20 protein-coding genes are annotated in these 23,054 nt (G+C 43.7%); 6 read left to right on the top strand and 14 right to left on the bottom strand.

What is annotated here, in order from left to right; genetic code table 11:
- Positions 1-6 precede the first annotated feature (6 nt).
- Positions 7-1,035, bottom strand: a complete 1,029-nt coding sequence (locus KIH41_RS01750; RefSeq protein WP_035076270.1) for a rod shape-determining protein — start codon at positions 1,033-1,035, stop codon at positions 7-9.
- Positions 1,036-1,379: 344 nt separating this feature from the next.
- On the opposite strand from KIH41_RS01750, the gene KIH41_RS01745 reads away from it, so the two are divergent.
- The 3 genes from KIH41_RS01745 to KIH41_RS01735 all read left to right on the top strand — a co-directional run bounded on the left by KIH41_RS01745 (position 1,380) and on the right by KIH41_RS01735 (position 5,612).
- Positions 1,380-2,549 carry an AIR synthase related protein gene (locus KIH41_RS01745; protein ID WP_214161285.1) on the top strand — a complete coding sequence of 390 codons (1,170 nt, stop codon included), beginning with the start codon at positions 1,380-1,382 and terminating at the stop codon, positions 2,547-2,549.
- Between the two features lie 10 nt (positions 2,550-2,559).
- On the top strand, positions 2,560-3,903 hold the full coding sequence (locus tag KIH41_RS01740; RefSeq protein WP_214161284.1) for a neutral/alkaline non-lysosomal ceramidase N-terminal domain-containing protein: 1,344 nt from the start codon (positions 2,560-2,562) through the stop codon (positions 3,901-3,903).
- 350 nt (positions 3,904-4,253) lie between these two features.
- Positions 4,254-5,612 (top strand): acyl-CoA dehydrogenase family protein, encoded by a 1,359-nt coding sequence (locus KIH41_RS01735; RefSeq protein ID WP_214161283.1) that lies wholly within the window; start codon positions 4,254-4,256, stop codon positions 5,610-5,612.
- Positions 5,613-5,631: 19 nt separating this feature from the next.
- Here KIH41_RS01735 and KIH41_RS01730 read toward each other — a convergent pair whose 3' ends face one another.
- The 11 genes from KIH41_RS01730 to KIH41_RS01680 form a co-directional block, all read right to left on the bottom strand.
- Positions 5,632-6,480: a UbiA family prenyltransferase gene (locus KIH41_RS01730; RefSeq protein WP_214161282.1), complete on the bottom strand. Its 849-nt coding sequence runs from the start codon at positions 6,478-6,480 to the stop codon at positions 5,632-5,634.
- A 136-nt stretch (positions 6,481-6,616) separates the two neighbouring features.
- The gene (gene atpG, locus KIH41_RS01725; RefSeq protein WP_213945071.1) at positions 6,617-7,501 is read right to left on the bottom strand and encodes an ATP synthase F1 subunit gamma; all 885 of its coding nucleotides are present in this window, start codon (positions 7,499-7,501) and stop codon (positions 6,617-6,619) included.
- Between the two features lie 62 nt (positions 7,502-7,563).
- On the bottom strand, positions 7,564-9,141 hold the full coding sequence (gene atpA, locus KIH41_RS01720; protein WP_213945072.1) for a F0F1 ATP synthase subunit alpha: 1,578 nt from the start codon (positions 9,139-9,141) through the stop codon (positions 7,564-7,566).
- 34 nt (positions 9,142-9,175) lie between these two features.
- On the bottom strand, positions 9,176-9,733 hold the full coding sequence (gene atpH, locus KIH41_RS01715; protein WP_214161281.1) for an ATP synthase F1 subunit delta: 558 nt from the start codon (positions 9,731-9,733) through the stop codon (positions 9,176-9,178).
- 10 nt (positions 9,734-9,743) lie between these two features.
- The gene (gene atpF / locus KIH41_RS01710) at positions 9,744-10,238 is read right to left on the bottom strand and encodes a F0F1 ATP synthase subunit B (protein ID WP_213945074.1); all 495 of its coding nucleotides are present in this window, start codon (positions 10,236-10,238) and stop codon (positions 9,744-9,746) included.
- An 85-nt stretch (positions 10,239-10,323) separates the two neighbouring features.
- On the bottom strand, positions 10,324-10,587 hold the full coding sequence (gene atpE / locus KIH41_RS01705) for an ATP synthase F0 subunit C (protein WP_035076334.1): 264 nt from the start codon (positions 10,585-10,587) through the stop codon (positions 10,324-10,326).
- A 36-nt stretch (positions 10,588-10,623) separates the two neighbouring features.
- A complete protein-coding gene (gene atpB, locus KIH41_RS01700) occupies positions 10,624-11,652 on the bottom strand; it encodes a F0F1 ATP synthase subunit A (protein WP_214161280.1) in 1,029 nt (342 codons plus the stop codon).
- Positions 11,653-11,671: 19 nt separating this feature from the next.
- Positions 11,672-12,058 carry a hypothetical protein gene (locus KIH41_RS01695; RefSeq protein ID WP_214161279.1) on the bottom strand — a complete coding sequence of 129 codons (387 nt, stop codon included), beginning with the start codon at positions 12,056-12,058 and terminating at the stop codon, positions 11,672-11,674.
- A gap of 32 nt (positions 12,059-12,090) precedes the next feature.
- A complete protein-coding gene (locus KIH41_RS01690; RefSeq protein ID WP_213945077.1) occupies positions 12,091-12,345 on the bottom strand; it encodes an AtpZ/AtpI family protein in 255 nt (84 codons plus the stop codon).
- Entirely contained in the window at positions 12,311-12,745 is a 435-nt protein-coding gene (locus KIH41_RS01685) for a bactofilin family protein (RefSeq protein ID WP_213945078.1), read from the bottom strand. Before KIH41_RS01685 ends, KIH41_RS01690 begins: the two co-directional genes overlap by 35 nt.
- 1 nt (position 12,746) lies before the next feature.
- Complete coding sequence (locus KIH41_RS01680; RefSeq protein WP_317194905.1) at positions 12,747-13,514, bottom strand: M23 family metallopeptidase; 768 nt, start codon at positions 13,512-13,514, stop codon at positions 12,747-12,749.
- A 193-nt stretch (positions 13,515-13,707) separates the two neighbouring features.
- Between KIH41_RS01680 and porW the strand changes: the two genes are divergently transcribed.
- From porW to uvrC, 3 genes are all read left to right on the top strand, one after another.
- Positions 13,708-16,335, top strand: coding sequence for a type IX secretion system periplasmic lipoprotein PorW/SprE (porW, locus tag KIH41_RS01675; RefSeq protein WP_214161278.1), 2,628 nt, complete (start codon positions 13,708-13,710; stop codon positions 16,333-16,335).
- A 4-nt stretch (positions 16,336-16,339) separates the two neighbouring features.
- Positions 16,340-18,652, top strand: coding sequence for a penicillin-binding protein 1A (locus tag KIH41_RS01670; protein WP_213945081.1), 2,313 nt, complete (start codon positions 16,340-16,342; stop codon positions 18,650-18,652).
- 97 nt (positions 18,653-18,749) lie between these two features.
- The gene (gene uvrC, locus KIH41_RS01665) at positions 18,750-20,552 is read left to right on the top strand and encodes an excinuclease ABC subunit UvrC (RefSeq protein ID WP_213945082.1); all 1,803 of its coding nucleotides are present in this window, start codon (positions 18,750-18,752) and stop codon (positions 20,550-20,552) included.
- A gap of 25 nt (positions 20,553-20,577) precedes the next feature.
- Here the strand turns inward: uvrC and porN are convergent, their stop codons facing one another.
- Together porN and porM are read right to left on the bottom strand one after the other, a co-directional pair.
- Positions 20,578-21,393: a type IX secretion system ring subunit PorN/GldN gene (gene porN, locus KIH41_RS01660; RefSeq protein WP_213945083.1), complete on the bottom strand. Its 816-nt coding sequence runs from the start codon at positions 21,391-21,393 to the stop codon at positions 20,578-20,580.
- A gap of 39 nt (positions 21,394-21,432) precedes the next feature.
- Positions 21,433-23,040: a type IX secretion system motor protein PorM/GldM gene (gene porM, locus KIH41_RS01655; protein WP_214161277.1), complete on the bottom strand. Its 1,608-nt coding sequence runs from the start codon at positions 23,038-23,040 to the stop codon at positions 21,433-21,435.
- Positions 23,041-23,054 lie beyond the last annotated feature (14 nt).

Genomic DNA, 23,054 nt, shown 5'->3' with positions numbered 1-23,054 from the left:
CAAACATCAGGTCATCAGGACGGTTCTGAAATTATTTATGTTTTTCAGGGCTGTACCTGTTCCTCTCACTACCGCTCTCAACGGATCCTCGGCTATGTGGATAGGAAGTTTGGTTTTTTGATGAAGCCTCTTATCTAAACCTTTGAGCAAGGCACCACCACCTGTAAGGTGAATACCGTTGTCATAAATGTCAGCTGAAAGCTCTGGTGGGGCGATTTCAAGCGCCTTCAATACTGCTTCTTCAATCTTAGAAACAGACTTATCCAAAGCAAAAGCAATTTCTGAATATGAAACTTTGATAACTTTTGGAATACCTGTCATCAAATCTCTTCCTCGGATTTCATAATCCTCAGGAGCATCGTCAAGCTCAGTTAATGCTGATCCAATGGCTATTTTGACTTTTTCAGCAGAACGCTCCCCGATCAATAGATTGTGCTGTCTTCTCATATAATCCAGGATATCCTTGGTAAAGGTATCCCCAGCTACTCGTATGGACTGATCAGCCACAATCCCCGAAAGCGCAATAAGGGCAATCTCAGTGGTACCACCCCCGATGTCTACAATCATGGAACCCATTGGCTTTTCGATATCAATACCTATACCGATAGCAGCAGCGATCGGCTCATATACCATATACACCTCCTTGGCACCCGCATGCTCCGCGGAGTCACGTACGGCACGTTTTTCCACTTCCGTAATCCCTGAAGGTATACAGATTACCATACGGTGGGATTGTGGGAACATGCTTTTTTTGTGACCTGGGATCATTTTGATCATCCCGCGAATCATCTGCTCGGCAGCATAGAAATCAGCAATCACACCGTCTTTCAATGGCCTGATCGTCTTGATGTTTTCATGCGTTTTTTCGTGCATGTTCATCGCTTCGCGTCCTACGGCAAGCACCCTATTGGTGGTTTTGTCGATGGCGATGATGGATGGCTCATCCACCACAATTTTATCTTTATATATAATCAAGGTATTGGCTGTACCTAAATCTATTGCTATATCACTTGAGAAAAAGTCAAATAATCCCATTCTTGGTTTGTGCTTTTATTTGATGTTAGTTGAACGTTTTAAAGTTAGCACTCTAAGTGCTTAAATAAAACGGAGGAGTGCAAATTTATTACCTTAATTTAAAATTTAAATGGTAAGACGCGATTTTTTATTTTAAATTTTTAAGCCTTTAAGCACCTGCACAAAATTGATAATCAACCATTTGCACATCAATAACATTTTATACTGTTTAAATGGCATTTTACACCACCGTAATGCTTTGTACTTATCAAAGACAGATTTCCTGCAAGCTTTCCTCAAGATTACTTTCGATTCGAAATATTAAATTATTAACTTTGTTTCCTACCCAAATACACCCCCCTATCATGAACGAAAGGTATATGCAGCGAGGCGTCTCCGCTTCCAAAGAAGATGTCCACAAAGCAATTTCCAAACTTGACAAAGGGCTGTTTCCCCACGCTTTCTGTAAAATAGTAGAGGACACGCTTGGCAACGACCCTGAGTATTGCAATATCATGCATGCCGACGGAGCAGGCACCAAGTCCTCCCTAGCCTACCTATATTGGAAGGAGACTGGCGATATGAGCGTATGGAAAGGCATTGCCCAAGATGCTATCATCATGAATATTGATGACCTGCTTTGCGTAGGCGCCACCAATAATATCCTTGTATCCTCGACCATTGGCCGTAACAAGAACCTGATCCCCGGAGAAATCATCTCTGCAATCATTGAGGGAACCGAAGAAGTGTTGCAAATGCTTCGCGACAACGGAGTGCACGCTGTACTTACCGGCGGCGAGACTGCGGATGTGGGTGATTTGGTGCGAACCATCATTGTAGACAGCACCGTGACAGCCAGAATGCGTCGGGAGGATGTAATATCCAACGACAGAATCAAAGCCAATGATGTGATTGTAGGTATTTCATCTTTCGGACAGGCAAAATATGAAAATGAATACAACGGCGGAATGGGCAGCAACGGCCTGACCTCAGCCAGACATGATGTTTTTAACAAAGTCTTGAAAAGCAAATACCCTGAAAGCTTCGACCCAGCTGTTCCGGATGAACTAGTTTATTCAGGCAAATATAATTTGACAGACCCAGCCCCTGGCTCCCCTGTCGACATTGGGAAGCTGGTACTATCCCCTACCCGAACCTATGCGCCAATCATGGCCGAGGTGCTCAAGTACCTCAGACCAAAAATCAACGGCTTGGTTCATTGCAGCGGTGGAGCTCAGACAAAAGTCCTCCATTTCATAGACAACCTGCATGTCATCAAAGACAATTTGTTCCCAACCCCGCCTCTTTTCAACATCATTCAGGCAGAAAGCCAAACTGATTGGAAAGAGATGTATAAAGTTTTCAACATGGGCCACCGGATGGAGGTATATCTGGATGAAAAATATGCTGAAGAGGTGATTGACATTGCTGAATTTCACGGGGTGGAAGCCCAAGTTATCGGTCGCGTAATGGCTGGAGAAGGCAAGAAGGTAACCATCTCTGGTCCACATGGCGAATATGAATATACTTCATAATTAATTTCATTTGAAAAGCATACTTAAAATACTGGCCTGGATTTCAGGCCTTTTACTTTTGCTTGTAATCTTTTTGCTAGCTCCAGTAGATCGCACAGATTACAGGGAAAAGGATTATTATGCTCAAATGATGGAGAAAATCTCGGAGTTAGAACCTGAGGTTTTTTCCAATGATTTTTTGTTAGGCGGCTGGGGCAAAGCCAACATGACTCCTCCCCAAGCCGTTGACCTCGTGGGGTACAAACCTCGCGGCCCCTATGAATTTGTCCAGGACAGTTCCTACGTAAAGTCTATTTTAATCAGCAACAATCATCTGACTATAGCTTTTTTGAATTACGAGCTGTTGATTGTTCATCCCCATCTTGCTAAAGCGGTTAAATCTGCCATTGATGAAAAGAACTTGCCCATTGACCAAGTGGTATTTTCCGCAACCCATACCCATAGTGGGATGGGAGGATATATACCAGGGATTATGGGCAAGTTGGCTTTTGGTGGATATGACGAGGAAGTGGTGGACCACATGGTCAACTCCAGCCTTAAGGCTATAAATATAGCGATGGAGGCTATGGATACCCTAAATATAGGCTTCAAAAAAACCCCCCTGCCAGAAGGCGTAAACAATCGCTTGGTTGAAAAGGGTATAACAGACCCCTATCTTAGACAGTTGGTCATAGAGAAAACTTCTGGTCAGAAGGCCACCTTACTAACCTACACCGCACACGCCACCGGTATACACAGCGGTTTTATGGGTCTTTCGGGCGATTATCCATTTTACCTCATGGAGGCCTTGGAAGAGGATCGTTACGAAATGGCCCTTTTCAGTTCGGGAGCGGTGGGCAGTCACAGCCCAAATCTGCAAGCAAGGGAGGTGGAAAAAGTGAAACTATATGCAGCCGACCTGGACAGTATGCTGAGAGTGAGATCAGAGCCTTCTTTTGAGTCGATAAAAGGGGGAGACATGTGGGTAGCAGACCTTTCCATGAATCTTCCACCGGCCCACTACCGCGTTTCCGATAATATCAGGCTGCGGCCATGGGTCTTTAATTCATTATTTGGGGAAACAAACGCAAATATCAACATTTCCAAAATAGGCAATATCCTCCTCCTTTCTACTTCAGGGGAGGTATCGGGCATGTTTATGGAAAAATGGGAATCCCTGGCCAATAATCACGGACTTCAACTCATCGTCAGCACTTTTAATGGCGGGTATACGGGCTACATCATCCCCGACGAGTATTATGATCTCCGACACCACGAAGCCCGGGATATGAACTGGTATGGCCCCCACGCCGGTTCCTATTTTGACGAGGTGTTCACCAAGATTATCCAGAAGGCAGCGGATATAGCTCACTGAAGCAGACGTTTCTAATATCCTAGCCCTGCCGAACCTGTCCAAGTATCTCACCACCCATGATGGCAGGTTAAGATTTGGATTAATCAGGGATCAATTCCAGATCAGCTTCGGATTACTATCAGATTTATATGTAAAAAATACAATCAAATGTAGTTTTTAATTTTACTGATAAAGGCTTAAGGTCTCCTGACAATGGCGAAGGGCTAAGGTAAGGGCTAGATCTATAGAATGCTTTATCCTACTTACGAACCCTCTCAAAACAAATCCTTCCCATTTCATCTTATTACCAGAAGGCCATACATTTTTTCAATGGTCAGGTGTACCGTGTTTAAACTCTTTTCGAATAACAAATGAAAAACTTCTTTCAATCCATTTCAGGCATCAAATCAATCTTAAAAAACCTGGATATAGAAAAACTGAACAAGCTATCCCAAAAAGTTGACCTCAATGAGATGATGGGGGTCGTATCGTCCATGAGTGATGAGGACCTGGCCAAGATGATGAAAATGATGAAATCGGGAGGCAAGAAAAAGGCAATCCCTCCGATCAACGGGGACTTTTATGAACTGGGGAAAACCCTTCCTGAGAAGGAAAGGGAGATACAGCTGAAAGTCCGGGAGTTTATGGAAAAGGAAATCCGGCCAATTGCCAATGAATACTGGAACAAGGCCGAATTCCCCATGCATATCATTCCAAAGATGGCAGAGCTCAACATAGCAGGCCTTACCTATAAAGGCTATGGCTGTCCGGGCCATTCGGCCCTTTTGGAAGGGTTTCTGGCTATGGAAATGGCCAGGGTTGACACTTCTATTTCAACATTTTTTGGGGTACAGACCGGCTTGGCCATGGGCTCCATTTATTATTGCGGATCGGAAGAGCAAAAGCAGGAGTGGCTGCCCAAAATGCAGAAAATGGAAGTGATTGGTGCATTTGGGTTGACCGAGCCGGAAGTGGGCTCTGCCGTAGCGGGAGGACTTACCACCACCTGCAAGCGGGAAGGGGACGAATGGGTGATTAACGGCCAAAAGAAATGGATTGGAAATGCGACCTTTTCGGATATCACCATCATTTGGGCGAGAGACTTAGATGATCAAAAGGTTAAAGGTTTTATCGTAAGAAAAGACAACCCAGGCATCCATCCTGAAAAGATGGAAAATAAAATGGCCTTGCGGACAGTTCAGAACGCCTTGATCACCTTAAAGGATTGTCGAGTTCCGGAAAGTGACAGGCTGCAGGAAGCCAATTCCTTCAAAGACACATCTGTAGTATTAAAAATGACCCGTGCCGGGGTGGCTTGGCAGGCTGTGGGCTGCGCAAGGGGCGCATATGAAGCAGCCTTGAAATACACCAATGATAGGTTCCAGTTTGGAAGGCCAATCGCAAGCTTTCAATTGGTACAGGACCTGCTGGTGACCATGCTGGGAGATCTTACCGCCATGCAGACGATGGTGACGCGTCTATCCATCATGCAGGACAATGATGAGTTGCTGGATGAACATGCATCCTTGGCAAAGGTGTTCTGCACACTCCGGATGCGGGACATTGTGGACCAGGCAAGGGAATTATTTGGAGGAAATGGGATTTTATTGGAGTACGACATTGCCAGGTTTGTGGCAGATGCTGAGGCCATCTATTCCTACGAAGGCACTAAGGAAATCAACTCCCTGATAGTAGGTAGAGCCATTACAGGCCACAGCGCATTCGTTTAATTCTTATACAACAGCTTTTTTAAAAGACAATTAAAAGGAAAGGTAGCATGAAGGAAGCTTCCATCACCTGCCGTGCTACCTTTCCTTTATCAAAATATTGAAAGAACTGCAGAGCCTGGATCAAAAACATGATTAGCAGTATGCTGATATGGATATAATAAAATGAAAGCAATAGCCAGTATAGGGATAAAATAAAAACCAATCCTACTCCCATCCAAACGGCAATTAAGAAAGTCAGCTTTTTTCTACCCAAGACTGTCGCTATGGAGGCAAAACCGTCTCGTTTATCGCTTTCCAATTCAACCCAAGAAAGAATCCACAAATTGAGCAGGGCTACAAATAAATACGCCAATCCAAATAACCAAAAAGCCTTGTGAAGCGGATCCTCCCTGTAGAAGAGAATTGGTACGAGCATTATTCCCATTATGTAAAAAATGGAAATATTAAATTCCTTGAATACTGCAAACTTTTGGAGGCTGAATTTCATCAGGAACATATTAAACAAAATCAGCCCCCCAAGTCCCAGACCCGCAAGTGAAAAACTTGAGATTCGGAAAATCTGCCAAGCAATAGCGAGACCTGCAATTGCTACCACTATTAAGGCAATTCGAAGACTATGAAAGTTTTCCCGATGAAATCTGTGCCGGGGAGAAGATGGCAAGGACTCCATACTTTGGGCATCCATCAGGTGGTCCAGCGTATATATACTCCATACGGCCAGGGCTAATAGCAAATAGTAAATCATCCCTAGCGCTACACCTGCCACATCGGCAAAAAAATACATCCCTGCACATGCTCCCAAGACTACATCGAGAGAAAGATATTGGAAGAGGCGCAGCAATTTTGGATTTTCACTATTTAGACCCACAATTCAAAGATAGGAATTATGCATTTCAAAATGCATACCCATATATTCACGGGATTAGCATTAAACAGATCACTGTAAAAAAAACAAAGCCCTTAACTTTTCAGCTAAGGGCTCTGTGTTTTCAATATATCGATTCTTAATTACCGCCAAGTGCTTCAGCACCGGCAACAATTTCAAGAATTTCATTGGTAATAGCTGCCTGACGGCTTCTGTTGTATAGCAACCTAAGGTCTTTAAGCAACTCTCCGGCGTTTTCAGTAGCTTTGTCCATGGCAGTCATCCTAGCGCCGTGTTCAGAGGCATTGCTTTCCAAAACAGCTTTGTAAAACTGAATCTTCAAGGAAGTTGGCACGAGTTCCTCAATGATGTACTCTCTGCTTGGCTCCAAGATGTAATCCACCTCATTGTTAGCTGCGGCAACCTGCTCACCTTCAGTGGCAGTATTTTCCATTGGCAGAAACTGCTCAGCTCTTACAATCTGGGTAGCTACGTTTTTAAATTCATTGTAAACCACGATTACTTGATCGAATTCTCCAGAAGCATATCCTTCCATTGCTCTTTCCGCTGCAGCTCTTACTTTATCAAAAGTAAGGTCCAAGAAAAGGTCCGAAAAATCGGTAATCATGTTGAAATCTCTTTTCTTATAGGCATCAAAAGCCTTTTTCCCGATTGGCATTACTGTTACATTCTCACCCGCAAACTGGGTGTTGATAGTAGCCATGGAAGCTTTGATGATGTTGGTATTGAATGCACCACAAAGACCTTTATCAGAAGTCACAGGCACGATCAAAACATTCTTGATCTCCCGCTTTTGGGCGTAAACAATATCCGCTTGAGATTCGCTGGCAGCGGAAACATTATTGAGAATGGCAGTAAGTTTTTGGGAATAAGGACGCATCTGGACAATCTTGTCCTGTGCCCTTCTCAGTTTGGCAGCCGACACCATTTTCATGGCTTTGGTTATCTGCTGGGTAGATACAACCGAGGTGATCCTTTCTTTTACTTCCTTTAAATTAGCCATATTTACTAGACAAGTATATCAAAAACCTCCCGGCTCAAAGCCAGGAGGAATGTTTTCAATAATTAATTAGAGTACTTTGGAGTAAGTTCAGCGGCAGCTTTCTTAAGGATTTCTCCAGCGCCGTCGATATTACCCTTCTTGATGTGGTCAAGAGCCTCTGGATAAGTATTGGTGATCAAAGTATAAAACTCCTTCTCGAAAGCTCTTGCTTTCTCAACCGGAACTTTGTCCATCAAACCTTTAGTAGAAGCATAGATGATAGCCACCTGAAGCTCTACAGCTACTGGAGAGTATTGAGGCTGCTTCAAGATCTCTTGGTTTCTTCTACCTCTTTCGATAGTTCTCTTGGTAGTAGCATCAAGATCAGAACCGAACTTGGCAAAAGCTTCCAATTCACGGAACTGGGCTTGGTCAAGTTTCAAAGTACCGGCTACTTTCTTCATAGCTTTGATCTGGGCAGCACCCCCTACTCTGGATACCGAGATACCTACGTTAATCGCAGGACGGATACCGGAGTTGAAAAGGTTAGTTTCCAAGAAGATCTGACCGTCAGTAATCGAAATTACGTTAGTCGGGATATAGGCAGAAACGTCACCAGCTTGGGTTTCGATGATTGGAAGGGCAGTCAAAGACCCGCCACCTTTCACCAAATGCTTGATAGAATCAGGCAAATCGTTCATCTGCTGGGCGATGGTATCGGAAGAGTTGATTTTGGCAGCTCTTTCCAACAATCTTGAGTGAAGGTAGAATACATCACCTGGGTAAGCTTCACGTCCCGGAGGTCTTCTTAGAAGAAGAGAAACCTCACGGTAAGCAACAGCTTGCTTAGAAAGATCATCATAAACCACCAATGCAGGACGTCCTGTATCTCTGAAGAATTCACCGATAGAAGCACCGGTAAATGGAGCAAAGAACTGCATCGGAGCCGGATCAGCTGCAGAAGCTGACACCACTACTGTATAAGGAAGGGCACCGCCTTTTTCCAAAGCAGCCACGATACCGGCTACTGTGGAAGCCTTCTGACCTATGGCTACATAGATACAGAAAACAGGCTCGCCTCTGTCATAAAATTCTTTTTGGTTAAGAATGGTATCAATCGCCACGGCAGTTTTACCTGTCTGACGGTCACCAATGATCAACTCACGCTGACCTCTCCCGATTGGAATCATGGCATCGATTGACTTCACACCTGTCTGAAGAGGTTCTGCTACCGGCTGTCGATAGATTACCCCGGGGGCTTTACGCTCAAGTGGCATGTCATAAAGTTCACCAGCAAGAGGGCCTTTACCGTCGATTGGGTTACCCAAGGTATCCACCACTCGGCCTAGCATGCCTTCACCTACTTTGATGGAAGCAATTGTTCTTGTTCTCTTTACGGTGTCACCCTCCATTACTTCTTTGGAGTCACCGAAAAGTACCGCACCCACGTTGTCCTCTTCAAGGTTAAGAACCATGGCCTTCAAGCCATTTTCAAACTCAAGCAACTCACCGGCTTGAGCCTTTGAAAGTCCATAGATACGAGCTACACCGTCACCAACTTGTAGGACGGTTCCTACTTCTTCCAGTTCAGCTTCAGTTCTAGCACCTGAGAGCTGTTCTCTCAATATTGCCGAAACTTCATCAGGTCTTACGTCTGCCATTCTTAAATATGATTAGATAGTTATTGCTAATTTGTTAAATATGCTTTTCGTACAGGTTTTGGGAAAACTGAAGACGAAGAGCGTTCAATTTGGAATTCAAAGACTCATCAAGTTGTCTGTCACCTACTTTCAGCACAAATCCACCAATGATATCCTTGTTTACTTTCTCGATAAGCTCTACTTCCTGCTTGTTGGAGATTTGCTTGACAATCTTCTTGAACTCCTCTCTCTGCTTGTCATCCATGGCAAAGGTAGTGGTCACTTCAGCCACTTGGATTCCCCTGTGCTCATTGTAAAGATTTACAAACGCTTTGGCAATGTCCAACAAGAGAGACTCTCTGCCTTTTTTGGACAGGATGTCAAAGAAAGCAAGCGTAAGCTCGTTTCCATTAGGAAAAAGGGCTTTCAATACTTTAAGCTTCTTATCACCTTTGATCACCGGGCTTTTGATAGCACTGACAAACTCTTTGTTTGAGGTGCCAATAGCCAATAGCCGGTTCATGTCCTCACGCACTCCTTCCAATACCCCTTTCTCGATCGAAAGGTCAATCAGGGATTTGGCGTATCGGGAGGAAACTCTAAATACTGACATGGATTAGGGTTTAGTTTAATTTAAGATCGCTAACAAATTCTTCCACAAGAGCTTTCTGGGAAGACTCATCCTTCAATTCTCTTCTCAACAATTTCTCGGTTACTTCAAGAGAAAGAATAGCCACTTGGTTTTTCACCTCAGCAAGAGCCGCCTTTTTCTCGGTTTCAATTACCGCCTTTGCGTTGGCGATCATCTCCGCACCGGCTTTCTCGGCCTCCAGCTTGGCTTCCTCGATCATTCTGGCCGAAGTTTCAGATGCTTTCTGAAGAAGTTGATCTCTTTCCAATCTGGCTTCCTGAAGCAAAGATTCATTCTGAGCCTTCAAGTTAGCCATTTCATTTCTGGCATTTTCTGCAGCAAGAATGGCTGATTCAATAGCCTGCTCTCTTTCTTCCAATGCGCCCAGGATTGGTTTCCAGGCAAATTTGGCCAAAAGAACAAACAATATGATAAAACCTATTGCTTGCCAGATAATTAAGCCCGATTCAGGTAGTATAAGATCCATCTTTATTAAATGTTATATTTCTTATTCGTATTTGTTCAAATTTAAATAAGGAGCCGGCCTAAAGCCGACTCCCATTCTTTTGTTCTTAGTTGAAAGTAAGACCACCTGCGTTAAGAGCAATAAGTAGACAAACTACTACTGCAAACAGGGATACAACTTCCACAAGAGCTGCAATGATCAACATAGCCGTCTGGATTTTACCAGCTGCTTCAGGCTGACGGGCAATAGCTTCCATAGCTTGACCACCAATTCTACCGATACCAAGAGCTGCGCCTATCGCAACAACACCAGCACCAATACCTGCTCCCATAAGAGCTAGACCTGCAGACAATAATAATGAAGTTAACATACGTGTTATTAGTTATATAAATTGAACAAAGAAATTTTAATGCTCGGTTGCTTCATGATGGTGCTCAGCTACTGCTGCGCCGATGTACATCGATGTAAACAAGGTAAATACATAGGCCTGGATAGAGGCTACCAAGATTTCGATCAAGTTGATGAAAATCACCATGATGGTACTCACTACGCCAATGGCATAAGATTCAAAGATAAAGATCAAGGCGATAAAGGCCAAGATCACAATGTGACCCGCAGTGATGGCCACAAATAAACGGACCATCAAGGCAAAAGGCTTAGTAAACAGACCCATAATCTCTACAGGCACGATTACTAGCAACAATGGAATTGGAACTCCAGGAGTGGCAAACACGTGTTTCCAATAATCTTTATTACCGTTAAGATTAACCACAATAAAGGTGATGGCTGCCAACGTAGCCGTTACCGCGATGTTACCAGTTAAGTTGGCAGCACCAGGGATCAAGCCCAACAAGTTACCTATCCAGATAAAGAAGAACAGGGTAAGCAGGTAAGGCATGAATTTCTTATACCTCGGCCCGATGTTAGGTAGGGCGATCTCGTCCCTGACAAACAACACAACCGGCTCAATAAAAGAAGCAACACCTTTCGGAGCGCTATTTGGCCTTTTCTTGTAGTTATTTGCCGTTGATATCATTAAAGCTAAAATCACCAGGATTACGATAAACATCATGGCGACATTCTTCGTAATAGATAAGTCAGTGATTGCTCTTGACTCATCCACAGGTCTCAGCTTGTCATGGTCATCGATGATGTAGCCTTCATGCTCTTTTCCGAAAGTATGGGTTTCCGGATCGATAAAGTCACTTGAGGAAAACACCTCTACACCTCTATCTTGAGAATAAACGATTACAGGAAGAGGAAGCGTCACATGGGTATGGCCTACGGTAGCAAAATGCCACTCGTGGGAGTCCTTGATGTGATGCATGATAAAACCAGTCTTATCTTCATCCGAACCAGAGGCTGCAAAAGCTGCCGGTGCGCTCAGCAAGAAGGCTGATAATAAAACACTTAGAAACAGAAACTTACGGATCATCAAATCAATTTTTAGAAACCTACTTTGAATGCGGGCGCAAATTAGTTATTAACCCGTATATATCAAATAATAAATACAACAAATAAACCGCAAAGAAATTAGTTACAAACAGAATAATATTGTCCAATCCTAAAAACAGAAAGATCAGGATATACCCCAAACTGAAGAAAAATCTGAAAATAGTAGCCCCCAGTACAACTTGAGCAAAATTTTCTTCTCCATTTTTTAATATCAATTGGGTTAAAAACACCATAACTAAGGTGAGAAAGAAGAAAAACAAAAGAATGTTCCAAACCTTTGCATGAAGCAACTGTTCAAATCCCAACATGGAAATGATGGCAACAAGGGCGGCAATTCCCAATGTAAGGCCAATCAATTTGGTATACATGGAGGAGAAAATCTTCATTTTATTCTGCGTACTTTTTTCGGATTGCAAAGTTACGGCTTTTTATTCCGAGATTCCTCCCTTTCATCTGCTTTTATCAAGAGAAATAGCTGATAGAAAGCCACTCCTATGGAAAGGAACACAAACAGAAGAAGCCAGATGGGAAACTTCATCTGGCTTCTCTCTTGCACTTTGAGTCCCACGTAGACCCCCAGCCCAATCACTCCAAACATCTGAAACGCCAAACCTATGTATTTGACATAGGTAGGGACATTATTTGACGAGGAGTTTTTCTTTGGATTGTTCATGATTATTATTGACGGTTTGTTTGGCCTCGCTGTCCACGGATATCACCTCGGTCATATGGCATTTACCATTGAACACGGCGCCATTTTCGACAACCAGCTTTTTGGTCACCATATCACCTTTGATTACAGCGGATCTTTTCAGGTAGAGGGCTTCACTGCACTTGATCTCCCCTTCAATGTATCCTGAAATCTCCACTTCCACAGCGGAAATGTTGCCAATAATACGGGCGGATTCACCGATCACCACCTTCTTCTCGGATTTCAAAGTTCCTTCTACAGTCCCTTCAATCCTAATGTTGCCCTGGGCTACAATTTCGCCGGTGATCTTAGTCTCCTTGGCAATAACGTTACTTGAATTTACCATCTCAGTAACCGCTTTCTTTTCTTCATTCTTAAACATATCAATCAAAGGTTATAAATTCCTGGGGATTAAGCGGGGTGCCTTTGTACCACAACTCAAGATGTAAATGCTGGCCGGTAGTCTGTTCGCCCGTGTTCCCTATTATAGATATTATCTCTCCTGCCTGAACAAGGTCTCCGACCTTCTTCAATAATACAGAATTATGCTTATATATTGAAATTAATTCATTCGAATGCTGCACCCCAATATTATATCCTGTCTCGAGGGTCCAATGGGCAAAGATTACACTTCCCGCCGCAATGGACTTTACAGGCTCGTCTTCGGCAGCGACGATATCCACCCCAAAATGCTCCGCAGCCGGATCAAAACTTGAGGTGACTAGACCTTGTAGCGGTGGAAAGAAATACACCTCCGTGAAAGTCCCGCTGGAAAGCCGCTCAAAGCTCCCTTCTGAAGGCTGGGTTTCAAACTCATCGAGAATCCTTTGGGTGGCCTCCCCTCTTTTATAAAGGTCAATTCCCCTCCGATCCATTTCCAGCGTCGCTTCCTCCGGCCTTTGGCCCGTGGTGTCCATCACCTCCCCACGTATCAGGTGCATGATGTTGGTCACATACTGGTCCTTGGCGTGCACCTCTTTATATAAGGAGTCAACCGTGGCCGATAGGGCTATTAACTTCTCCGTATTTTCCGACTCTTGATGAACGGGGTCAAACCAGCGACCCAAAAGTGTTTTGGACAGGATCAAAGCCAGTCCAAACACTAGGATAAACCCTAGGAATGTTAGCAATCCTATCTTAATTTTGGTCAAACTGAAACTGTTTATGACTGAGAAATCCTCTTCTCTGCGTATGACAAACAAATATTTAGTTTCGAACCAGTTTTTTATCTTTTGGGAAATACTCAAATTGCAATAATTTTAAATATGCTGCTCTTGCAAAAATAGAATATTAATTTAAAGCGTTTAATATTTTAATACAAAAGAGCTAATTTGCCTCCTGGTAATGACGACAAGAAACAGATTTTCAAAGTATTTATTTTCGGTTTTCCTTCTTGGGATGCTGGTGGCCTGTAGTGCGGAGAGAAACACCTTCACGAGTCGACTTTACCATAACACCACCGCCCGATACAACGCCTATTTCCTGGCCAAAGAAAAAATCGCGGAAGTAGAGCAAAACATTGAACTGGCCTATCGGGAGGACTATTCCGAGCCTTTGCCGGTATTCTTTCCTATCGACAGTGCCACCATAGAGCAAAATGAGGGCTTGATTGAGGATGCCCATGGGATGGCCTCCAAGGCTATCGATTGGCACAAAAATAGCAAATGGGTTGACGACAGCTATTTCCTGATCGGCAAGATCCAGCATTTGCAGGCAGACTTTGACGATGCCATCAACACATTTAAATACTTGAATGTAAACAGCAAGAAGAAGGACGTCAGGCACCAAGCCCTAGTGCAGCTGTTGCATGCCTTTATAGATCTCAAAAAATTCGATGATGCTGCCTATGTGATTGACTTTTTGTCAAAAGAAACCGGTATAAGCAAAACTAATAGGCAAAAGCTTTACCTCACGCTGGCTTACTATTATGAAGTACGCGGGGAAAGGGACGGCATAGTGTCCTCTCTGGACAAGGCGGTAGAGCTGACTAGCAACCCCAAGGAAAAATCAAGGATAAATTTCATCTTGGGCCAGCTATATCAGCGGGCAGGCTTTGACGCTGTGGCCTATGAATATTATCAAAAAGCCCTCAAAGGCAATCCTCCCTACGAACGTGCATTCTTTTCCCAACTTTATTCCCAGCAGGTGGTGGAGCTGGAAAAAAGCAAGGATTTTAAGAAGGTAAGGAAATATTATGACGAGCTGTATGATGACCGAAAAAACCGGGACTTACGGGATGTGATTCTTTATGAGAAGGCCTTGTTTGAACTCAAGCAGGATAATCAGGATGAGGGAATCCGCCTACTCACACTGGCGGCCAAGGAAGAAAGCCCCAACCCCAGGCAGAAAGGCTATATTTATCATAAACTCTCCACCATTTACTTTGATGAAATGAAGGATTACCGTGCTGCCAAGTACTACCTTGACAGCGCAGTAGAAAACTTTAAGGAAACGGACCGTCTCTATGCATCCATACAGCTCAAAAAAAAGGTGCTGGATGATTATGTGAAAAACTTTGAGGTGATCCAAAAGAATGACAGTTTACTACATTTAGCCTCCCTCCCTAGGGATGAGCAGATCCAAGTGGCCGAAGCGTTTATAAAAAGTGAAGAAGAAAGGCTGATCAGGGAGGTTGAAATGAAAAACCAGCAGAAATCTACCGGCATATTTGACAACCTTCTAGCCTTTGGAGGCAGGGGCGGAGGGTCATCTTTTTATTTTGACAATCCCTCCGCGATGCAGCAGGGCTCCATCGACTTTTACCGAATTTGGGGCAATAGGCCTCTGGAAGACAACTGGCGAAGGAGCAGTAAAGGGTTTCAGGAGGCAATTGGGGAAACCTTGGATCAAGCAGACAGTATAGAGAATACCGAAACAGAGGAGCAACCAGAGATTGTCCTTCCAGACCTTGACGATCTGCTTAACCAAATCCCGAGCGAAAAGTCGGTATTAAATGAGATGAAGGCTGAAATGGAAGAGTCCTATTTTCAACTTGGAAAGATTCTCTACATAGATTTAAAGGAACCCAACAGGTCCATTGGATACCTGAACCGCCTGCTTTCGGATTATCCACAAACACCCAAAAAACCCGAGGCCTATTATACCTTATTTATGGCCTCCAGAGAGGCCGGACTACCCCACGGGCAGTACAAGGAAATTCTTAACAAAGATTTCCCTGATTCACCGTTTACCAAATCCCTTAATAATCCTAATCAGGGAAGTTCATCCCAGGACCACCGTGCAGCTGGGGAGCTCTACCGTCAAGCCTATGAACTTTTCAACCAAAAAGAATATTTATCTTCTAGACAGCTCGTTAGAGGAGCATTGGATGATTACCCGCTGACTAGGAATACCGAGAAGCTTTGGTTGCTTGACATCATGGTCTCACACAAATTGGATGGAGAGAATGCCTACAAACTGAAGCTTGAGCAGTATTTGCAAAGCGTGGAAGACAAGGATCTGGAAAAACTGGCAAGGAAAATGTTGGCACTTGTGGCAGGTGAGGACAAGCCCCTCCAGGCCAATAAAAATCTGGATGAGAAGGCAGAGCTAGACACTCCTGACACCTTACTAGTGGCAGAGGAGGAAGTCAAGGAACCTTCCCCCTATAAAGAAAACCTTGAGCAAACCCACATATTCATTTTGGCCTTGGAGCCAAAGCAGAGCCAAGAGGCTAAACACCTGACGGCCGATTTAGAAAATTTCCATTCCAGACATTATGCAAATGCCAGACTACGAACGGGTACCATATCCATCAACAAGGAAAACACCCTGATAATAATCAGCCCATTTGGTAAGGCCGATAAAGCACTGGAATACCGGGAAAAGTTCTTAACTGAATTTAACAGCGACGACCTACCACCTGAAATAAAAAATAGTAGTTTTGTAATTTCGATAGAGAATTTCCAACAGTTAAATAAGCGTAAGGACATAGAAGAATACAAGGCTTTCTATAAAGAAGCTTATAAATAAAAAAATGAGTAATAAGAAAAAAAAAGAACTGGTTTCCGCCTCTGCTATTAAAAGTGCTATTCTTTATCTATGGCTGGGCTTTATTGCTGCTGTATTAAGTTTTATCATTTTTATATGGGCAGTTAGCGTGAATTTTTTGGGCTTATTTGGAGATCTTCCGGATTTCAAAGCCTTGGAGAACCCCAAAAGCGACCTTTCTTCCGAACTATACTCCGCTGACGGGGTCCTGCTAGGAAAATATTTCAGGGAAAACAGAACCCCGGTTGAATACAACCAAATCTCCAAAAACCTGGTCAATGCACTAGTGGCTACTGAGGATATCCGTTTTGAGGAGCATTCCGGCATTGACCTCCAAGGTATGGGAAGGGTATTGGTAAAATCACTCATCCTGCGCCAAAGCGGTTCTGGGGGTGGCAGTACCCTAAGCCAGCAGACGGCTAAAAACCTTTTCAAAACCAGAAACCTGGATAGTCAAGGCACACTCAGCAGAATCCCTGGATTGAGGATGCTGATCATCAAGACAAAGGAATGGATTGTAGCAACCAAGTTGGAAAGAAGCTACACTAAAAACGAGATTCTAACCCTTTATTTAAACACCTCAGAATACGGAAGTAATGCTTACGGGATTAAAACTGCCTCTTCTACTTTCTTCGGCAAGGATCCAAACGAGCTGAACCTGCAGGAAGCTGCCACCCTAGTGGGGCTTTTCAAGGCTCCGACTTATTACAGCCCCGTATATAACCCCGAAAACTCCCTTAGAAGGAGAAATACGGTTTTGGGGCAGATGATGAAATATGACTTCATCACCCGAAATCAATTTGACTCTTTGGCACAATTGCCTATTGAACTGAATTACAAGGTAGAAAACCACAACTTGGGTACTGCCACGTATTTCCGTGAGGTGGCCAAAGCTGACCTGCTTAAGTGGGCCAGAGAAAACCTCCGTCCAGATGGCAAACCTTACAACCTGTTTGAGGATGGATTGAAGATCTACACAACTATAGACAGTCGCCTGCAGAACTATGCCGAACAGGCTGTTTTGGAGCATATGCCTGCCCTTCAAAAGACATTTGAAAACGAAATGGGAAACCGTAAGCCTTGGATTGATAGCCAGGGTCGTGAAATCCCCAATTTCCTCGATAATGCTGTAAAACGTACTGAAGCTTACAGACTTCTGGTAAATAGATATGGAGCTGACTCTGACAGTGTAAAAATTAAGCTGAGGGAAAAGAAAAAGATGAGAGTGTTCTCCTATGAGTTGGGAGAGATTGACACGCTTATGAGCACCATGGATTCTTTGGAATACTACAAAAAATTCCTTCAGACCGGCTTTGTATCCTTAGACCCTTCCACTGGCCATATCAAAGCCTGGGTGGGTGGAGTAAACCATAAGCACTTTAAATATGACCACGTGCGACAAGGTAAGAGACAACCAGGATCTACCTTTAAGCCATTTGTGTATGCTGCCGCTATTGAAAATGGCTACGGACCCTGTTACGAAGTGATTGACCAGCCGGTAGAGGTAAATATTCCAGGCCAACCAACCTGGAGCCCTAAAAATGCTGACGGCAAGTTCACCTACGAAAAGATGAATATCCGTGAGGCCATGGCCAGATCGGTGAACTCAGTAACAGCATTTATGATGAAAAAATTAAGCCCACAAGTGGTAATCGAAACGGCTCACCGTATTGGTATCACTAGCCAGCTTGACCCTGTACCAGCCCTGGCCCTGGGTACCAGTGATGTTTCCATTATGGAAATGGTAGGCGCCTTTGGAACCTTCGCCAACAAAGGGGAGCATATTACCCCATTCTATATCGATAGAATTGAGGATAAAAACGGGAACGTACTACAGCAATTCACTCCACGAAAGAAACCTGCCATGAGTGAAGAGCATGCTTACCTGATGGTGTACATGCTACGTGGTGGTCTTGAAGAGAGTGGCGGGACTAGCCAAGGGGTGCCTTGGGCCCTTCGCGATGAAGGAAACGAAATCGGCGGTAAAACCGGTACTACCCAAAATGCATCCGATGGTTGGTATATGGGCATGACCAAAGATTTGGTTAGCGGTGTATGGGTCGGTGGAGATGACCGTGCCATTCACTTTAGAAGCTGGATTGCAGGTCAGGGAAGTAGAACGGCAAGACCAATATGGGTGAAGTTCATGCAAAAAGTGTATGAGGATGAAACCCTGGAAATAACCAAAGGTCCATTTCCTAAGCCCGACAGGCCTTTGAGCATTGAATTGGACTGCAGCATGTACAATAGAGATTCTCCAACTGAATTTGACTTTGACTCTAGGAGTATTGACTTTTAAGGAGGGGGTTGAAAACGGGAGACCGAAAACAGAGAAGAAAATATTGATGATAATAACAAAACAGCCCTAGTGGCTGTTTTTTTTATATTTGTAATCTATGCTAGCGACTTCTTATACACCAGAGGAATATAACCAGTTACCCGACCAGCCAGGCGTTTATAAATATTACAACGCCGAAAACACGCTTATATACGTGGGCAAAGCTAAAAGCCTTCGCAAACGCGTTGCCAGCTACTTTGTCAAAAGTGCCGGTCTCAATGCCAAAACCAGGAGGATGGTAAGGGAAGTCAAGAAGATTGAGTTTACCATAGTTGATTCAGAGTTTGACGCCCTACTGCTGGAAAACAATCTGATAAAGAAAACCCAGCCTAGGTACAACATCCTGCTGAAGGATGATAAAACTTATCCTTACCTGCTGCTTACCAAGGAGCATTTTCCCAGAATCTTTCCTACACGCAGAGTAATTCCCTCACGAGGCTCCTACTATGGCCCCTTTGCCAGCGTAAAGGCCATGAACAATATATTGGATCTCATACGGAGCATCTTCACCATCAGGACCTGCAAACTGGACCTACACCCACGCAAGATCGCAGAACAGAAATACAAAGTGTGTCTGGAGTATCATATAGGAAACTGCCTTGGTCCATGTGAGGCGCTCATTGGTGAGCCCGAATATTTAAAGGATATTGAGCAGGCCAAGCACATCCTGAAAGGCAACTTGGGCATTCCAAAAAGCTTCTTCAAAACCAAAATGCAGGAAGCTGCAGAAAACCTCCAATTCGAGATGGCTCAGCGGTATAAAGAAAAGCTAGACCTGCTCGAAAAGTATCAGGCAAAATCCTTGGTGACCAGCCCTACAGTGAGCAATTTGGATGTAGTGGCGCTAGTCTCAGATGAAAAACATGCCTATGTCAATTATTTGAGGATAAAAAATGGGGCAATTATCCTTACCAAAACAGTCGAGCTGAAGAAAAAGCTGGACGAACCAGATAGTGAAATTCTCCTTACCGCACTTGTCCGATTAAGGGATCAATTTCAAAGTGAATCTAAGGATACCATTTCCAACATAGAGGTGGAATTTGAAAATGAAAACCTGACGATAACCGTTCCCAAGATTGGGGACAAAAAAAGACTTGTAGAGCTGTCGCTAAAAAATGCCCTTTATTACAAAAAAGAAAAGGCCCTTGCTGCTGGTGATGTCAAGGACAAGAAGGACCGTATCCTACGCCAATTACAGGCCGATCTAAGCCTGAAAGACCTGCCGGATCATATTGAGTGCTTTGACAACTCCAACATCCAAGGCACCCATCCAGTAGCCAGCATGGTATGTTTTCTCAACGGCAAGCCGGCCAATAAAGAATACAGGCACTATCATATCAAGACGGTAGAAGGCCCCAATGATTTTGCCAGTATGACCGAGGTAGTTGGCAGAAGGTACAAGAGGCTGATGGATGAGAAAAAGCCTTTACCGAAGCTGATTGTAATTGATGGAGGTAAAGGGCAGCTATCAAGCTCTGTTGAGGCCTTGAAGCAATTGGGCATCTATGGCAAGATCCCCATTATAGGCATCGCAAAAAGACTTGAGGAGATTTATTTTCCAGATGACCCGTTCCCACTTCATATTGATAAAAAGTCGGAATCCCTGAGACTTCTTCAAAGGATCAGGGATGAGGCGCACAGGTTTGCCATCACTTTCCACAGGGATGTTAGAAGTAAAAATGCTTTTGGCACCCAACTGACCACCATCAAAGGAATTGGGCAGGAAACGGCCGACAAACTATTGAAGCATTTTAAATCCTATAAAAAAATCGGAGAAGCTACACTGGAGGAAATCATTGAGGTGGTAGGCAAAAGCAAAGCAGAAAAAATCATAGAGGCTATAAAAGAAAAAAGCGGATAAAAATCCGCTTTTTTCTTTTATCATCTTACCACTCCCACAGGGAGTTTTCCCACTCAAGAAGACCATATTCAAACTCCAGGGAGTTTAGATAGGCTTGTAGTTGAGCATTTGGATGGTCAGGGTCAATCTTATCCACAATCAGGGCATTGTCAGGATTATAGTGCTTTCTAACCACAGCTTTGAAGAGTCGCAAGTCGAAAGCTTGCGCATACGAAAGGTGCTTAGAGGTGTTTTTAAAGTTCAACCATTTGGCTTCAGGATGATCCTTGAAGTGGTTGTAGAAATCTTTGTATCTGATATAACCTATTGTCTTTTGACCTGCATTGGAGTTGGTCTCAGAAGGCATCACAAGTTCAAGATACTTCACATCAAAGAGGATCTGAGATCTATGCTTATCAAAGACGAAATCCTCCATCAAATCTAAGTAGTAAAGATTCTTTACGAAAACACTGTCTCCGTTAGCCGCAATCCAGAAGTTTTCCTGAAACTCGCTGATTCCCATAGGTTCTTTGAAAGTTTCATCTCTAAACACTTCCAAAGCATTGTCTTCCACAATGGCCTTGTAAATATGGGTGATGATACCGTCATCCTTGATGTCTCCAGATCCATAAAGAGGCAAGTTGTATTTCTCCCTTAAATCAATCCTTCTCCATACTGCCATCTGGAACATCTTATCGTCATCCCGAATAGAATGGGCCGAAAAGGTAGTATCCATTTTAAACTGGCGATCTCCATTGCTAGAGGGTTGCACACTGGTAGCCCCTTGTGCCATCACCTTAGCCCCCGTAAGACTCACCAAAAGGAAAGCTAGGGAGAAAATAAGTTTTGCCTGTAGTTTCATATCAAAAACTATTTAAAATTTCAATTCTTAATTAAATCCTTATCGAATAGAGAAGGAGTAAACTTCATTGAGTGAAGTCTTAATTTTATTTCCTTGGAAGTTTGTTCTGGTAACTTCTCTCACCACCACTACAAATCTATCGCCAGGTTGCGCTCTTTGTCTCAAACTATTAATCCCACCGACAGTCTCTCCTGATATCTGAACCGTCTCTCTTGGAACTTCATTTCTAATCAATCTCACCTCGCCAGCGGTTACTTCGAAGTTGGCATCGTTAGCCATAGTTCTTCCGAAGTTAGCCTCAGGTATGGCTTTCACCAATAATGTACCTGGACCTGGTGAAGCATATGGAGAGGTCAAATCAATTGGGCCTCTATTATCATGAAGGCGGATGGTTGGAGCAGGTACCGGCTTAATGTCGTATTCCACATCACCAATCTTGTTTCCTCCACTGCTTACTCCGATCGTTACTTTTCCTGAGTCAGAAGTCGGGATAATAGTTACCTGACCTGGTCTGCTACCGCTGATCGCCCTACCATTTGATACGGTAAAGGATGGTGCATAAGAAGTACCTAAAGCAGGAACATCAATCATCAACACGTTAGCCGAATTAGCGTAAAGCTGGTTGACAGTCTCAGACTCTACTCTGATAACCGGCTTAGCTACAAAGTACTCATAATTAACCGCCAAAGTACTGTCTTTACCGGCAATGTTTACCGTAATTTCACCTTGAAGGGTTTTCTTAGCCAAACCTCTGTCGTCATAGTTTGAAGCAGGAGGAACGGTGAAACTGATTTTACCGAATCCATCCTCTACCGGCACCTCACGACCATCTACTGTCATCTTAGGCATGGCAGACGAAGAGGCAGAAGCTATAAACATATCACCTTCAAACTTGGTACCTGCTGCCACTACATTGCTGCTGGCCGCCACTCTGGCTTCAAATACATCAGACTTGAAGTAGAAGGTACCAATTGAGTTGGTAATGGAAGAAAGCGCCTCACTTTCAATGTTCAACACCTCATTCTGATACTGGCTAATAAGTGCCAATACAGCTCCAACTGGGGATTTCACAAAGTTTAGATTTACGAAATCCTTATAGTTTGCGTTTGGATCATTTTTGAAAAGGTCAATTTCTCTGGCATCCTTAGCGATTCGATCGAAACTTTGCTCGATGCCAATGCTTGCTAGAACATTCTCGATCTGGACAGGAAATTCATTCAGCCTTTCCTCCATCTCATAACCTTTACGATTGTTATTGAAGATGTTACCAGTGATATCCTGGTTTTTCAAAGAACTTGTCTTATAAGTTCCATCCTCATTCTTTGCATTTGTCTGGTCAATGAGCTCTTGCTTCAATCCTTCGAGGTAGGCGAAAATATCAGAAGTTGCCTCCCTAATTTCCCTTGCTGCCTCAACTTTTGGCAAGTCTCTCTCATTGTTACCTTGCTGCTCTACAGTGCTCCTGATGGAGTTAACCATGAAAGCATTTTTCTCAATATAATTTTTGGATGTTCTTTCCAACCCGTCGTTAAGAAGAACAAACTTTTGAAGTATCTGATTACTTACTTGCAACGCCAAGAGAGCGGTCAGAACGAGATACATCATCCCGATCATCTTCTGCCTTGGAGTTTCCTTACCTCCAGCCATAGTAGTATTTTAAA

Source organism: Litoribacter ruber, assembly GCF_018500185.1.
Taxonomy (GTDB): Bacteria; Bacteroidota; Bacteroidia; order Cytophagales; family Cyclobacteriaceae; genus Litoribacter; species Litoribacter ruber.
This window is presented reverse-complemented; position numbering and strand designations above follow the sequence as displayed.